At 69.8% G+C, this 13,837-nt stretch carries 13 protein-coding genes; 6 read left to right on the top strand and 7 right to left on the bottom strand.

All coding sequences use genetic code 11. From position 1 onward, the window contains the following. Window positions 1–167: 167 nt before the first annotated feature. Window positions 168–701 (bottom strand): hypothetical protein, encoded by a 534-nt coding sequence (locus tag P0L94_05985; protein ID WES65616.1) that lies wholly within the window; start codon window positions 699–701, stop codon window positions 168–170. 132 nt (window positions 702–833) lie between these two features. Between P0L94_05985 and P0L94_05980 the strand changes: the two genes are divergently transcribed. Beyond that, window positions 834–1,235, top strand: coding sequence for a YchJ family metal-binding protein (locus tag P0L94_05980; protein ID WES65615.1), 402 nt, complete (start codon window positions 834–836; stop codon window positions 1,233–1,235). A gap of 13 nt (window positions 1,236–1,248) precedes the next feature. On the opposite strand, the gene P0L94_05975 is transcribed toward P0L94_05980, so the two are convergent. The 3 genes from P0L94_05975 to P0L94_05965 form a co-directional block, all read right to left on the bottom strand. Continuing rightward, window positions 1,249–1,416 carry a methionine/alanine import family NSS transporter small subunit gene (locus tag P0L94_05975; protein ID WES65614.1) on the bottom strand — a complete coding sequence of 56 codons (168 nt, stop codon included), beginning with the start codon at window positions 1,414–1,416 and terminating at the stop codon, window positions 1,249–1,251. Beyond that, entirely contained in the window at window positions 1,413–3,008 is a 1,596-nt protein-coding gene (locus P0L94_05970) for a sodium-dependent transporter (protein ID WES65613.1), read from the bottom strand. The genes P0L94_05975 and P0L94_05970 overlap by 4 nt, the downstream gene beginning before the upstream one ends. 66 nt (window positions 3,009–3,074) lie before the next feature. After that, a complete protein-coding gene (locus tag P0L94_05965; protein ID WES65612.1) occupies window positions 3,075–3,794 on the bottom strand; it encodes an LON peptidase substrate-binding domain-containing protein in 720 nt (239 codons plus the stop codon). A gap of 89 nt (window positions 3,795–3,883) precedes the next feature. On the opposite strand from P0L94_05965, the gene P0L94_05960 reads away from it, so the two are divergent. Continuing rightward, window positions 3,884–4,381 (top strand): DUF427 domain-containing protein, encoded by a 498-nt coding sequence (locus P0L94_05960; protein WES65611.1) that lies wholly within the window; start codon window positions 3,884–3,886, stop codon window positions 4,379–4,381. A gap of 25 nt (window positions 4,382–4,406) precedes the next feature. Here the strand turns inward: P0L94_05960 and P0L94_05955 are convergent, their stop codons facing one another. Continuing rightward, window positions 4,407–6,422 (bottom strand): FAD-dependent oxidoreductase, encoded by a 2,016-nt coding sequence (locus P0L94_05955; GenBank protein WES65610.1) that lies wholly within the window; start codon window positions 6,420–6,422, stop codon window positions 4,407–4,409. Window positions 6,423–6,667: 245 nt separating this feature from the next. On the opposite strand from P0L94_05955, the gene P0L94_05950 reads away from it, so the two are divergent. Both P0L94_05950 and P0L94_05945 read left to right on the top strand, forming a co-directional pair. Beyond that, the gene (locus P0L94_05950; protein ID WES65609.1) at window positions 6,668–6,832 is read left to right on the top strand and encodes a hypothetical protein; all 165 of its coding nucleotides are present in this window, start codon (window positions 6,668–6,670) and stop codon (window positions 6,830–6,832) included. A 5-nt stretch (window positions 6,833–6,837) separates the two neighbouring features. Further along, window positions 6,838–7,623, top strand: a complete 786-nt coding sequence (locus P0L94_05945; GenBank protein ID WES65608.1) for a PH domain-containing protein — start codon at window positions 6,838–6,840, stop codon at window positions 7,621–7,623. Between the two features lie 9 nt (window positions 7,624–7,632). Here P0L94_05945 and P0L94_05940 read toward each other — a convergent pair whose 3' ends face one another. After that, window positions 7,633–8,400, bottom strand: coding sequence for a potassium channel family protein (locus P0L94_05940; protein WES65607.1), 768 nt, complete (start codon window positions 8,398–8,400; stop codon window positions 7,633–7,635). A gap of 49 nt (window positions 8,401–8,449) precedes the next feature. Further along, window positions 8,450–11,377: an AAA family ATPase gene (locus tag P0L94_05935; protein ID WES65606.1), complete on the bottom strand. Its 2,928-nt coding sequence runs from the start codon at window positions 11,375–11,377 to the stop codon at window positions 8,450–8,452. Between the two features lie 239 nt (window positions 11,378–11,616). On the opposite strand from P0L94_05935, the gene rpsA reads away from it, so the two are divergent. Further along, window positions 11,617–13,068 carry a 30S ribosomal protein S1 gene (gene rpsA / locus P0L94_05930; protein ID WES65605.1) on the top strand — a complete coding sequence of 484 codons (1,452 nt, stop codon included), beginning with the start codon at window positions 11,617–11,619 and terminating at the stop codon, window positions 13,066–13,068. Between the two features lie 96 nt (window positions 13,069–13,164). Then, window positions 13,165–13,725: a hypothetical protein gene (locus P0L94_05925; protein WES65604.1), complete on the top strand. Its 561-nt coding sequence runs from the start codon at window positions 13,165–13,167 to the stop codon at window positions 13,723–13,725. The last annotated feature ends 112 nt before the right edge of the window (window positions 13,726–13,837 follow it).

Here is a 13,837-nt window from a genome sequence, read left to right as displayed (position 1 = left end):
AGGTGTGGGAGAAGCGCGTGCAGACGGAGGTTCAGTCTCACCGCGGGTAGCGGTGATATCGATCTGAGTACCGCTATTTATGGTCTTGCATGTGCCGAGAAGCGTGTCGGTCGAATCGCACGGAGTCGCGGGTGCAGCCAGGAGAATCCCAGCGGACAGAATGATCGCTAGCACCTGATCGCGTCCTCGCCCGGTTCAATGGACGAAAGAGCCAATGATGTTGGCGTTGAGTCGCTGACGTCCAGGCGAACTGTGAGCGGCTGGACGTCCTCTCGGTCAACTGAAACCAGCGAGTTCCCCTGGTCGTCTATCACGGCCACATCGCTAACGTCGTAGCAGACCACGAGAGAAACCTCGCTACCGTCTGACGTCATCGACAGGCCGCGAACGACCGCGACTCGCGCTGTGCCGGACATGGCGAACGCCCTAGCGTGCCATTCTGAGAAGCTCTTTCGATCCTGCGCGTTGAGGTCACCGGTGGTCCATGCGTACAGCTCCTCGAACGTCGCCGGGTCGCTCAGATCGACGTTGTTGAGCGCGTCCACGTACGCGCGATACGTCGCCTCTGCGGCTTCGAACGCCTGCTCCTCCGTGGCGAACAGCGGAGTGGGCTCGGGTGCTTCGGGGGCGGTGTCGCACGCGGTCAGCACGCCCGCCAGCAGGCCCAGCATCAGGGCGGTGGTGGAGGTGCGAGCGATCACGGGCCCACGCTAGCGAGGCTCTCGGGACCCGCTTCGGAGTTATCCACAGCCCGACCGGGGCCATCCGAAACGCCGTGGGGGTTGCCGCCGCCCCCGGGGGCGGCGCCTACTCTCAGAGCACGGAGGGCGCGCATGGCGGGATTCGCACGGGTCGGTGTCGACGACCTCTGCCCGTGCGGCAGTGGCGCGACGTTCGGCGACTGCTGCGCTCCGATCCTCGCGGGTGCTCTGGCTCCGACGGCGCTCGCGCTGATGCGCTCCCGCTACACCGCCTTCGTCGTCGGCGACGCCGCGCACCTCCAGCGCACGTGGCACCCCGGCACCGCTCCCGAGGACGTCCACCTCGATCCGGCCACACGCTGGGATGGGCTCGAGATCGTCGAAGCCGTCGACGGTGAACCGGGGGACAAGCGCGGCATCGTTGAGTTCCGCGCACGCTGGCGCGAGCGCGGTCAGACCGGAGAACTGCACGAGCGCAGCCGTTTCGTCTGGCAGAGCGCTCGCTGGTGGTACCTCGACGGCCGCGTGTCGTGACGACCGGCGCCGATCAGGTGTCGTGCTCGATCGGCGCGTTGTCCTCGCGGTGGTCGTCGGTGGCGCCCGGCGGATACTGCTTCGGCTCCGGGTGGCGTCGAAGATACATCGCGCTGGCGACGAGTCCTCCCCAGACGACGCCGATGGCGAGGATCAGGAACACGATGGCGACGCCGCTCATGGCGAGCCCTCCTTCCCGCTGACCGCGTCGGGTCTGCGCCCGGCTCCCGCGGTGAAGTCGGGCCAGGCCGTGAAGTCGTCAGGTGGTCGGCGCCACGCGATGAGGGACATCGCGATCGCCGCGACTATGAGGAACGCGATCGTCCCCCATCCGAACACGAGCAGATACCACGGGGGCATGCCGCCGTAGCCCTCGGTCAGCAGGGTGGCGACGCGCAGGACCAGCATGTAGCCGAGCACGATCGGTGCAAGGATGCCGACCAGCACCACCCAGATCCGGCCGACCTGGAAGGTCGAGACCGCGTTCAGATGCGACCGCAGTTCGCGGCCCTTGCCGAAGACCCAGATCACCAGAACCGTCATCAGGACCGCCGACAGCACGATGCCGATGTTGTTCGCCCAGTTGTCGGTGACGTCGAGGGCGAGGATGCCGGTGGTGGTGGAGAACAGGAGGATCGACAGCACCGCCGAGATCACGCCCAGCCCCGTCGCGGCCGCGCGTCGCGAGATCGAGAACTTCTCCTGGATCGCGGCCGACACGACCTGGAGCACAGAGATGAGCGAGGTGAACCCCGCCATCGTCAGCGAGCCGAAGAACAGCACGCCGAAGACGGGGCCGCCGGGCATCTGGGCGACGATCGCCGGGAACGTCACGAACGACAGCCCCACGCCGGCGATCCCCTCGAGTTCGCCCACGAGCACGCCCTGCTGGAAGGCGAGGAAACCCAGCGTCGCGAACACGCCGATGCCGGCCAGGATCTCGAACGACGAGTTCGCGAAGGCCACGACCAGGCCGGGACCGGTGAGGTTCGACCGGCGCCGTCGATACGACGCGTACGTCACCATGATCCCGAACGCGATCGACAGTGAGAAGAAGATCTGGCTGTAGGCGGCGATCCACACGTTCGGGTCGGCGAGGGCGGCCCAGTTCGGGGTGAACAGCGCGTTGAGACCGTCCGCCGCACCGTCGAGGAACAGCGCCCGCACCACCAGAATCAGGAAGGCCACCACCAGCAGCGGCAGGAACACGACGTTCACGCGCTGCAGACCGCGGGCCACACCCAGGGCGAGCACCACGATCGCCGCGAGCCACACGATGGCGAGCGGGATCAGCACGCTGGGCACGAAGTCGAAGCTGATCCCCGGGTCGCCGACGCGCAGGTAGTCGCCGAAGAAGAAGCCCGCGGGGTCGTCGCCCCAGCGCAGGTCGAACGAGAACACGAAGAAGCTCAGGGCCCACGCGACGACCGCGGTGTAGTACAGGCCGATGACGAAAGCGATCGTGACCTGGAACCACCCGAGCGACTCCAGCCAACGGCCGCCCCTTCCTCCGAGGCGCCGGAACGCGGTGGGTGCAGCGCCGCGGAAGCGATGGCCGATCGCGTAGTCGAGGAAGAGGATCGGGATGCCCGCGGTCACCAGCGCGATCAGATAGGGGACCAGGAACGCCCCGCCGCCGTTCTCGTAGGCCACACCCGGGAAGCGCCAGATGTTGCCGAGTCCGACCGCCGATCCGACGGCCGCCAGAATGAAGCCGACCTGTCCGGTCCACTCCTCTCGGCGGGTGTGCACCGCTGCGCCCGTGTCGCTCATGCCCGGTCCTCCGTCCCCCCGGTCGGTGCTCGGAACGCTACCAGCGGGGGAGGACGCCGACCAGGGTCAGGGCGCGATCGGCCCGGGCTCGTCGGAATCGTCCGCAGCCGGGCCGTCCGCGGGGCCGTCGTCCCCGGCATCCAGCAGCCGCTCGAGCTCCGCGTCGAGCGCGCTCTCGCCGCCCGCCGCCGTCAGCGTCGGCTCGGCCGCTTCGGTCAGCTCGATGAGGGTCGTCAGCAGCTCGCGCGTCGATTCCGATCGCAGCAGGCGCAGCTGGTCGATCGGTCCCAGCGGGGCGATGCCGGCCAGCTGCCAGCTCGCCTCGACGGGGTCGTCCGACAGCGCGATGTCCGGGTCCCACGACGTGTCGGCGAACTCCGCCGACACCGACAGCACCCGGCGCACGATCTTCTCCGCGTGCTCGCGGAGATCCTCGAGGTCGTCGCTCCACGTGAGCTCGGGGAGGAAGCGGATCTCGCCCGCCGGGTGCGGGTCGTCCTCGAGCCAGCGGGTGACCTCGAACCGGCGACCGCCCACGGCGATGAGCTGGACGTCGTCCGACCGCGGGATCACGCGGGTGATACGGGCCAGCGTGCCGACTCCGAAGCGGTGGTCGTTGCCGCCCGCCTCACCGCCGCGCTCGATGAGCACCACGCCGAACTCGGGCTGCTCGTCATCCAGCAGCCGGCCGAGCATCACCAGGTAGCGCGACTCGAGGATGCGCAGCGGCAGGGGCATGTGCGGCAGCAGCACCGTTCCGAGCGGGAACATCGCGATCGCCGTCATGCGCCCAGTCAAGCAGGGCAGCCGGGGATGCGACACCGGTCCGCGTCCCGGCGGCCCTCGCCGGTCGCGGGCGGCCGTATCGTGAAGGGATGCGGCATCCGACCCCCGATCCGACGCGTCCCGGCCAGGAGTCCGTCTGGGACTATCCGCGCCCGCCCCGGGCTGAGCGCGTCGATGAGCGCGTGACGATCGAGTTCGGCGGCGTCGGCATCGTGGACACCGACGATGTCGTGCGCGTGCTGGAGACGAGCCACCCTCCCACCTACTACGTCCCGATGGCGGCGTTCGCTCCCGGCGCGCTTCGCCCGGCGCGGGGGAGGTCGTTCTGCGAGTACAAGGGGGCTGCACGCTACTTCGACGTGGTCGTCGGCGACGCCGTCGCCGAGGGGGCGGCGTGGACGTATCCCGAGCCCACCGGGGGGTTCGCGGTTCTCGCCGACCGTGTCGCGGTGTATCCGGGGCGAATGGATCGGTGCACGGTGGACGGCGAGACCGTCATCCCGCAGCCGGGCGGCTTCTACGGCGGCTGGGTGACCTCGCGCGTCTCCGGGCCGTTCAAGGGCGTGCCCGGGTCGATGGGCTGGTGAACCCGAGGGCCCACCAGCCCGCCGATCACGCCGCGGAGGCGGACTCCGGCGCCGCGGTCTCCTCGGCGGCCGACGCGGCGGGGACGGAGCCCAGCCGGGCCGCGAGCTTGCGCGCGTTCAGATAGGCGATCGACTCGATCGTGATCATCGGGTTGACGCCGCAGCTGGTCGGGAAGGTCGATGCGTCGGCGACGACGATGTTCGGCACCTCCCACGTGACGCCTTCGGGGTCGACGGCGCTCATGTCGGGCGAGCCGCCCATGCGCGCAGACCCCATGATGTGCAGGGCGGCGATGGCGCACTGGCCCGGCCCGTAACCGGCGGCGTGTGCGCGCTCGACGAACGAGTCGAGGGACTCGCCACTGGCACGCTCCCACACCACGCCGGCCTGGTGACCGGAGAAGATCGTCTTCGCGCCGGCGGCCTCGAGGATCCGCGCCGCTCCGGCGACGCCCTGCTCCATGCGCGAGCGGTCGCGGTCCGAGAGCGTGTAGTGGAGGACGGGCTCGCCGTCCTTCGCGACCTCGACCTCACCGGAGTCCTGGTCGCGCGTGATCACGCCGACGTGGCCGAGCCGGCCGAGCTTGCGCATGGTGGCGGCGTGCGCGTCCGCTCCGCGCCAGGACAGGAACGGGACCGAGCCGGCGGGGTTCGCGGCCGCCGTCTCGTAGACGACGCCGTAGCCCGATCCGTCGATGTCGGAGTGCTCATCCGAGTAGCGGGTCTGGATCGCGCCCTCCCACGGGCGGACCTGCTCGTCGAACTCCGCCCAGACCGCGGTCGCGGGATGCAGACGCAGGTGCTTGCCGATGTTCGGGTTCGTCAGGCCCGACCGCTTCAGCAGGGCGGGAGTCTGGATGCTTCCGCCGGCGGCGACGACCGCCTTCGCGCGGACCGTGACCGTGTGGCCGTCGGCCGTGGTTCCCGTGACGCCGGTGGCGCGACCGTTCGCGACGTCGATCGTGCGCACGTTGACGCCGGTGAAGATCCGCGCGCCGGCCTCCTCGGCGTCGGCGAGCCAGGTCTTGGCGGTGGACTTCTTCGCGCCGAGCCGGCATCCGAAGCCGCAGCGTCCGCAGTCGAGGCCGGCATCATCGCATCCGTGGACGTTGCGCGAGAGCGTTCCGACCTGCCAGCCGAGCCGGTTCAGTCCCCGCTCGAGGATCGCGTCGCGCGCGCTGGGGGTGCTGTGGTCGGTGTTGACGCCCAGTCGCTCCCACACGGCGTCCATGGCCGCGTCGTACTCGGCGTCGGTGAAGCCGGTCACGCCCAGCTTCGCCCACTCGGCACGCACGTGGTCGGGCGTGCGGAACGACGTGGTGTAGTTCACGACGGTGCCGCCGCCGAGGCACTCTGCCGAGAGCACGCTCAGCTGACCCTCGGCGGTGCCCTGCGGGCCGGGCGCGTAGAGCTTGGTGAGGCCGTTGATCTCGCCGCCGTCGAAGTCGCGGTCGTCGTAGTACCGGCCCTTCTCCACGACGACGACGTCCAGGCCCGCCGAGGTCAGGACGGCGGCGGCGGTTCCGCCGCCGGCGCCGGATCCGACGACGACGACATCGCACGTGACGTCCACGTCGGCGGTGGGGACCTGCGGATGCAGCGGCGGCTGCGGCGCGTCGGCGCGGAAGCCGCGCGGGCCCGGATACCCCATCGCCGTCCACAGGGGAGAGGTCCCGGTCGGGCCGGGCGTGGCGTAGTAGGACACCGTCGCGGCGGCTTTGAGGTTCGCGAACAGCACCTTCTTGAGCGGCATCTTCGCGTCCGACAGGGCGATGAGTGCGGCTTCGCGCTTCTCCTGCGAGAGGTCGGCGAACCTGCGGGGCCCGATGCCGAGGAACAGCCCCCACAGCCGGGTGTTCCACAGGCCGAGGATGGTCGCGAGCTGCTTCTTCTCGGCCTCGCGGGGGTTGGCGCCGGCCATTCCCTCGGCGACGGCGACGGCGCCGAGGGCGCTCGCCGACGGGATGTCGGCTCCGTCGCCGGGCGCGAAGGTATCGCAGATGGATGTGAGGGCGGCACGCTGCTTTGCGTTCAGTTCCACGGAAGTTCTCCCCGGTTCGCGTCGTTGCTGTGGCAAGCATGCCGCGGAAAACTGAGCATGGCAAGACGCTAAGTTAATTGCGGATCACTCATCCCGGCGAGGCGCATCGGCGATCGGAGCACACGCGCGGACGGTTCGCGACCGCGTGCCTGCACGATCCCGGCACGAGAGTGCGGTAGAACAGCAGTGGCTCTGCTCCGGGGGGAATGGCTGGCCGAATCCGACCTGAAGGGACCCCGCACGCCATGAAGCTCGTCAAACGCATCATCATCGGTCTCGTCATCGCCTTCGCCGTGTTCTACCTCGTGACGCGTCCCGAAGACGCCGCCAACGCCGTCCAGGGTGCCGTGGGCGCCGTGTGGGGGGCAGGTGTGGCCGTCACCGAGTTCTTCGTCGCGCTCGCGAACTGATGGGCATGCTCGATCCGCGGATCGACAAGCACCTCATCGCCGACCAGGGCGAGAAGGTGGTCGACGAGGTGCGCAAGCACTGGGCCGCGATCGCGTGGGCTGTGCTCGAGCTGATCGGCGGCGTCATCGTGCTGGCGATCGCGGCCGTCGTGCCGCCGCAGGCGTGGTGGGTGCCGGCCGTGATCGGGCTGCTGATCATCCTCCACGCGTCCGTGCGGATTCTCGAGCAGCGGGTGGACCGCTTCGTCATCACCAACATGCGCGTCTTCCGCGTGCACGGCATCCTCGCGCAGAACATCGCGACGATGCCGTTGGCCCGGATCCTCGACATCTCGGTCCACAAGCCGATCATCGGCCGCGTCTTCGGCTACGGGCACTTCGTCTTCGAGTCCGCCGCGCAGGAGCAGGGGCTGCGCGAGATCCGGTTCGTCGGCCGGCCCGACGAGCGCGGACTGACCATCCAGCGCGTCATCGCGCAGGCGGGTCTGCGCGGGCTCGCCGCGCGCCAGGCCATGGGAGAGGCGCCGATCACGCCGCCCGAACAGGAGCGGAGCGCGCCGCCGGCCCCCGCCACTCCCGCACGCGAGGCCGCCGCGTACTTCGAGCAGTCGCAGCCTCGAGGCTGGGACTGGCTGGCCCACGCCCAGCAGCGCGAGGAGGAGCGGCTGGCGGAGCTCCGCGGCGATCACGTGACGGGCGTGATCGTCGAGGCCGACCCCGATCGCACCACCACCGCGCCCATCGAGCTTCCCCGAAGCGGCGGCGACCGCGCCGACGAGCGCGAGCGCTGACGCCCGGGCTCACCCGCCGGCGCGGCTGTGCCCGCTCTCGCGTTCGAGCGCCCCGTCGCGGGCGAGCATGTCGCGGAGCATCTCCTGGAGCTCGTCGACCTTCGCCTCGAGCTGGTGGATGTGGCCCGCGGTCGCCGCTGCCTGCTCGGCGTCGGCATCCGACACCTTCTCGACGATCCACGACGCGATGGAGCCCGTGACGACACCGAGGAGGGCGATGCCGCCGAGCATGAGCACGACGGCGATGATCTGCCCGGTCGCCGTCACGGGGGAGTAGTCGCCGTACCCGACGGTCGTCATCGTCACGAACGCCCACCACAGCGCCTCCCCGAAGGACTGGATGCTCGCCGCCGGATCGCTGCGCTCGGCATCGAGCACGGCCAGCGCGCCGACCACGATCAACAGGACCGACGCCCCGCCGACGTAGATGGCGAGGCTTCCGCGCACGGCGCGGCCCGCCACGCGGTCGAGCACGCGAAGCAGCGTGAGGAGTCTGAGCAGGCGCAGCGCCCGGAACATCGGGAGGACCACGACGGCGAGATCGATCAGGTTCCTCGAGAACCAGTGCCACCGGCGGTCGGATTCGACCAGGATCAGGTTCGCCGCGTAGTCGACGACGAACAGCGCCCACGTCGCCCAAAGCACGATGTCGGCGAGCGATTCGGCCGCGCCGGCGGGCTGTTCGATGACGTCCCACGCGTACGCCGCGAGGAAGAGCAGCGACGCGATGAAGAGCGGCCAGTCGGCGAGGTTCTGCCAGCGTTCCTGTCGGGTCATCCCTCGACCCTAGGGAACTCCCCGCGGTCGGCCGGAATCGAGGCGGGGATCAGTCCGGGCGACTGCGCGTGGATGCCACGTGGACGGCGGCGGCCTCGGTCCGGTTCGCGACCCCGAGCTTGGCGAGGATCGCCGACACGTGCACGGACGCCGTCTTCGGCGAGATGAAGAGACGTTCGGCGATCTGGCCGTTGCTGAGCCCCTGCGCGACGAGGTCGAGCACCTGCAGCTCGCGGCGCGTGAGGGTCGCATGGGTCTCGCTCGCATCGTGGGTGCGAGCGCCGACGCCAACGCGCGCGAGGAGCGTGGCCGCCCACTGTCCGACCACGGCGCTGGTGTCCTCGGAGGCGGCTTCGAGCATGCCGATCGCCTCGTCGCGCTTGCCTGCGCGGGCGAGTGCCTGCCCGAGTCGGTACCGGGCATACGCGCGGAGTGCCGCAGGACATGACTCGCCCTCGCAGGCTGTGACGGCCTCGCGCCAGCGCGCAGCCGAGGCATCCCGCTCCCCGCGAGTCGCGAGCTCGGCGAGTACGACCGGTGCGTACGCGGGCGGCATCGTGTCGACGCGTGAACGAGCGTCGTCGTCCACGCAGCGCCGAAGCGGCTCGACGAGGCTCGGCTCCAGGTCCTCCTGAATGGCAGCGCGAACCGTCCACGCCGTGACGGGCGCGACGAGGACGCGCAGGCCGTGCACCTCCTGCATCCTGCGGTCCATCACGATCTGCATCCGCTCGATGGCGCGCGCTACCAGGATCCGTCGCTCGTCGCCCGTCGACTCCTCGGCGGCGATGAGCGCGGCGGTCGCGTGATACGCGGCCCAGCCGAGGAGCTCCTCCCGCTCCTGCGAATCGGCGCGTTCGGCGTCGGGCTCGGACTCAAGCAGTCGATCGGCGTCTGACGCGCGTCCCGCCCATTGATGCGCGAGGGCGATCATGCGCACGACGCGCGAGTGCGCAGGCGAGCCCCGGGGGACCAGAGCGAACGCGCGGTCCCACTGCGCGAGCGCGGGGCCTTCCTCGCCGAGCGCGAGGAGGACGTCGCCCAGAATGATCCGGAACAGGGAGCCGACGCCCCGCTCGATCCCCAGTCTCGCTCCTTCTTCGATCCCCGCGGTCGCCAGCGCCTGGGCGCCGCGGAAGTCGCCGACTCGGCGGAGCACGTTTGCGAGGGCCCTCTGCGCCTCGACGCGCACGATACCCGGTGGTGCGATCACGTAGGCCTCTTCGAACGTCGCCCGCGCCTTCTGCATCTGCCCGGACACCATTGCCAGGAACCCTTTGCCCCAGAGAACCGAGGCGTGAACGCGCGCGTCGCCCGAGCGCTCGGCGATCTCCAGCGCGAGTCGGGTCCGAGGCGGCCGCGTGGACGGATCCAGCAACGGTGAGTTCGCGTGGATCGACACCGCGTGCGCCAGCACGGCGAGCGCCTCCGGGTCCGACGCGCCCTCGAGCAGCTCCTGGACGGCCTGAGCATGATGCAACTGATCCGCGTACGCATTCGTCGCGTACTCCATCTTGGCGAGCGCGAGATGCAGTCTGGCCCGTTGCATCCGTGTGGCGCCCGGATCGTCGACGACGGACTGCAGGACGTCGGGTTCCTCGATCAGACTCGAGTCCGCGAGCAGCTCGCCGAACTCGACGCAGAGCGCGATCCGCGTGGTGCCCGACCTGGTCTCCGGGTCTCGGACGTCCGGCCAGAGATCAAGCAACCGCTGCGCGAAGCGGGCGGCCGTGTCCGGGCCGTCGCGCGTGATCGCATGTCTGTAGGCGGTGAGCGTGGCGTCGAAGGCGCGATCGAGGTCGCGTCCGGCGAGCCAGTGCTCGGCTGCCTCCGCTGCCGCCGGCGCGTCGCCTTCGTCGGCACGTTCCTGAAGGGCCCTCGCAAAGCGGAGGTGGCCGTCGAGGCGCTCCATGACGAGCAGCTCGCCGTAAAGCGCCTCCCTGATCAGTGCGTGACGGAAGGCATAGCCTTCGGCGTCGACGCGCAGCACCGCGTGCTCAACCGCGTCACGCAGGGCCGCTCGACGCTCATCGTCGGGTCCTCCGTGGGCCGCCGCGAGAAGGTCGTCTTTGACCCGTGTGCCGCCCACGGCGAGCAGTCGGACGATCTGCCGGGCCTCTGGGCCGAGCCGGTCGAACCGCCCCAGGACGAGGTCGCGCAAAGTCTCGGGCATCGGATGGTCGCCGACCGCGAGAACCTCTTCGACCAGGAACGGCACGCCGTCGCTGCGCTCGTAAACCCGGTCGATGTCGTCCGCTCTCACCGGCGTGCGCATGATCCCGCGCACCTGTTCGCTCACCTGCCCGAGCGTCAGGCGCGCCAGTTCGATGCCGGTCACGCGACTGCGCTCGAGCTCCGCGAGCAGTGCGCGCAGGGGATCGGCGGGCCCCACGTCGTCGGAGCGATAAGTCATCACCAGCGTCAGATGCCGACCCCGAAGCGTCGACGCGAGGATCCTGAGTAGCCCGAGTGTGGCGGGATCGGCCCAATGCAGGTCCTCGATCACCAGCAGAAGGTGCCTCTCGGCCGACAGGGTCTCGAGTACTCGCTCGACCGCCTCCGCGATCCGATCGGCGTCGATGGGCACCGCCTCCGGCGCCGGATGAGGATCGATCTCGGGGACGAGCGCCGCGAGCGCCGCCACTGCGGCCGGGAAGCGCGCCGCCTGCGCGAGGCGCTCGACGCCGACATCCGCGGCAAGGTCGGACATGAGCCGGCGAAGCGGCAGGAAGGGCGCCCCGATCGGGCCGAGGTCCACGCATTGGCCCACCGCCATCGTGACGGGAACCGCGTGCGGGTCGCCCTCGCGGACCCGCGCCAGGAACTCCTCGACCAGCCGGGACTTGCCGATGCCCGCCTCGCCGCGCACGATCACGGCGCCGGGGTGGCCGTCCTGGCCGGTGGAGAACGCCCCCAGCAGCGTCTCGAGTTCTGCCCGCCTCCCCACCATGACGGGCGCAGCAGCCGCCGCGGGCATGGGCCCATGATGGCAGAGTCCTCCCCGCGCCACAGGCCTGGATCTCCTGGAATTCGGGAGCCGCTCCGTGGTAGCCTTGAATGTCACTCGTGTGGCTGTTCAGTCACGCCTGCGTTCGGATCACCGTCCGGATCTTCGGTGACATCGCAAGAAAAATCCGCTTCGCCCCGGGTCGGGACGCATTCGCGCGTCCCGGGACCAGGGCCCGACACAACCAACCAACAAGGACAACCCACTACATGACTACCGCAACGACCGCCACGGCCACCAAGCAGGTCGCGATCAACGACATCGGATCTGCTGAGGACTTCCTGGCCGCGGTCGAGAAGACCCTGAAGTTCTTCAACGACGGCGACCTGATCGAGGGCACCGTGGTGAAGATCGACCGCGACGAGGTCCTCCTCGACGTCGGGTACAAGACCGAGGGTGTCATCCCCTCCCGCGAACTTTCCATCAAGCACGACGTCGACCCCAACGAGGTCGTCAAGGTCGGCGACGACGTCGAGGCCCTCGTTCTCCAGAAGGAGGACAAGGAAGGCCGTCTGATCCTCTCCAAGAAGCGCGCCCAGTACGAGCGCGCCTGGGGCGACGTCGAGAAGATCAAGGAGAACGACGGTGTCGTCACCGGTCAGGTGATCGAGGTCGTCAAGGGCGGCCTGATCGTCGACATCGGCCTCCGCGGCTTCCTTCCCGCTTCGCTCATCGAGCTGCGCCGCGTCCGCGACCTCACGCCGTACCTCGGCCAGGAGATCGAGGCGAAGATCCTCGAACTCGACAAGAACCGCAACAACGTGGTCCTCTCGCGCCGCGCCCTGCTCGAGCAGACGCAGTCGGAGTCGCGTTCGAACTTCCTCAACAACCTGCACAAGGGCCAGGTCCGCAAGGGCACGGTCTCGTCGCTGGTCAACTTCGGTGCGTTCGTCGACCTCGGCGGCGTGGACGGTCTGGTCCACGTCTCGGAGCTGTCGTGGAAGCACATCGAGCACGCGTCCGAGGTCGTCGAGGTCGGCCAGGAGGTCACCGTCGAGATCCTCGAGGTGGACCTCGACCGCGAGCGCGTCTCGCTGTCGCTGAAGGCGACCCAGGAGGACCCGTGGCAGGTCTTCGCCCGCACCCACGCGATCGGTCAGATCGCCCCGGGCAAGGTCACCAAGCTGGTTCCGTTCGGTGCGTTCGTCCGCGTCGCCGACGGCATCGAGGGCCTCGTGCACATCTCGGAGCTGTCGGGCAAGCACGTCGAGCTCGCCGAGCAGGTCGTGTCGGTCGGCGAAGAGGTCTTCGTCAAGATCATCGACATCGACCTCGAGCGTCGCCGCATCTCGCTCTCGCTCAAGCAGGCGAACGAGTCGGTCGACCCCTACGGCGCCGAGTTCGACCCGGCCCTCTACGGCATGGTCACCGAGTACGACGAGCACGGGGAGTACAAGTACCCCGAGGGCTTCGACCCGGAGACCAACCAGTGGAAGGAAGGCTTCGACGAGCAGCGCGAGAAGTGGGAGCAGGAGTACGCCGCTGCCCAGGCTCGCTGGGAGGCCCACAAGGCCGCCGTGCTCAAGGCCATGGAGGCCGAGGCCGAGGCGGGCGAGACCGCTTCGCCGTCGTCGTCCTTCGTCTCCGACAGCGGCTCCGGCGGAACGCTGGCCGACGACGAGGCGCTCGCGGCTCTGCGCGAGAAGCTCTCGGGTCGCTGATCGCAGCATCCTCCGTCGAGAGGGCCGTCACCTTCGGGTGGCGGCCCTCTCGCCGTTCCCGGGGACGTGTCGCACCCCGCGCGTAGATTCCGGCGCGTGAAGGAAACGCTCCGCTGCCTGGTCGACGATGACGGATGCCGCGGTCAGGTGCCGCGGGATGCTCCGCTCCCGCTGTGCACCGGGCATTTCGCGGCGGCCGCGGAGTGGAGCGTCGGCGAGCACGGCGTCGCGGACGTCCTGCCCGGACCGTGCCTGCTGTGCGGATCCCGGTGGGGCGTGCGCTTTCCCTCCGGCTGGACGTGCGGAGTGTGCGAATGGCGCGTCGGCGATGTCGTCGACGATGAACTGCCCCCGCCCCGCGTCGAGGTCGTGTACTACCTCCGCTACGCCGAACGCGTGAAGATCGGGACCACTGCGCGCCCGCGCGCACGACTTGCGGCGATCCGCCACGACGAGCTGCTGGGGTTCGAGCGCGGCGGTCGCACGCTCGAACAGCGCCGGCACGCGCAGTTCGCAGCGGCGCGCTTCGCCCGCACCGAGTGGTTCTCGCTGACCGACGAGCTGCGTGCCCATATCGCCGCCGTCGCCGCCGGAGCGGTCGATCCATGGGACCGTCATGCGCGATGGGTGAGCGAGGCGATCGCGCTGCGCGGGTGAGCCCCGGGCGTCGGCGAAAGGAGCGCCGTGCGGCACAGGGACTCCCTCGGAAGGCCGGCGTGGCGTCGCCGGGTGCCCACAGCTGTGCCGGCAGCGGTGGCGCGGCTGGAGT

The organism is Microbacter sp. GSS18, assembly GCA_029319145.1.
Lineage (GTDB): Bacteria > Actinomycetota > Actinomycetes > Actinomycetales > Microbacteriaceae > Microbacterium.
This window is presented reverse-complemented; position numbering and strand designations above follow the sequence as displayed.

What these genes read in the sequence shown, in the direction of transcription:
- P0L94_05965 (WES65612.1), bottom strand. Translation starts at nt 3,794, where the DNA reads ATGACGGCGATCGCGATGTTCCCGCTCGGAACGGTGCTGCTGCCGCAC.
- P0L94_05970 (WES65613.1), bottom strand. Translation starts at nt 3,008, where the DNA reads ATGAGCGACACGGGCGCAGCGGTGCACACCCGCCGAGAGGAGTGGACC.
- P0L94_05950 (WES65609.1), top strand. Translation starts at nt 6,668, where the DNA reads ATGAAGCTCGTCAAACGCATCATCATCGGTCTCGTCATCGCCTTCGCC.
- P0L94_05960 (WES65611.1), top strand. Translation starts at nt 3,884, where the DNA reads ATGCGGCATCCGACCCCCGATCCGACGCGTCCCGGCCAGGAGTCCGTC.
- P0L94_05980 (WES65615.1), top strand. Translation starts at nt 834, where the DNA reads ATGGCGGGATTCGCACGGGTCGGTGTCGACGACCTCTGCCCGTGCGGC.
- P0L94_05940 (WES65607.1), bottom strand. Translation starts at nt 8,400, where the DNA reads ATGACCCGACAGGAACGCTGGCAGAACCTCGCCGACTGGCCGCTCTTC.
- P0L94_05975 (WES65614.1), bottom strand. Translation starts at nt 1,416, where the DNA reads ATGAGCGGCGTCGCCATCGTGTTCCTGATCCTCGCCATCGGCGTCGTC.
- P0L94_05935 (WES65606.1), bottom strand. Translation starts at nt 11,377, where the DNA reads ATGCCCGCGGCGGCTGCTGCGCCCGTCATGGTGGGGAGGCGGGCAGAA.
- rpsA (WES65605.1), top strand. Translation starts at nt 11,617, where the DNA reads ATGACTACCGCAACGACCGCCACGGCCACCAAGCAGGTCGCGATCAAC.
- P0L94_05945 (WES65608.1), top strand. Translation starts at nt 6,838, where the DNA reads ATGCTCGATCCGCGGATCGACAAGCACCTCATCGCCGACCAGGGCGAG.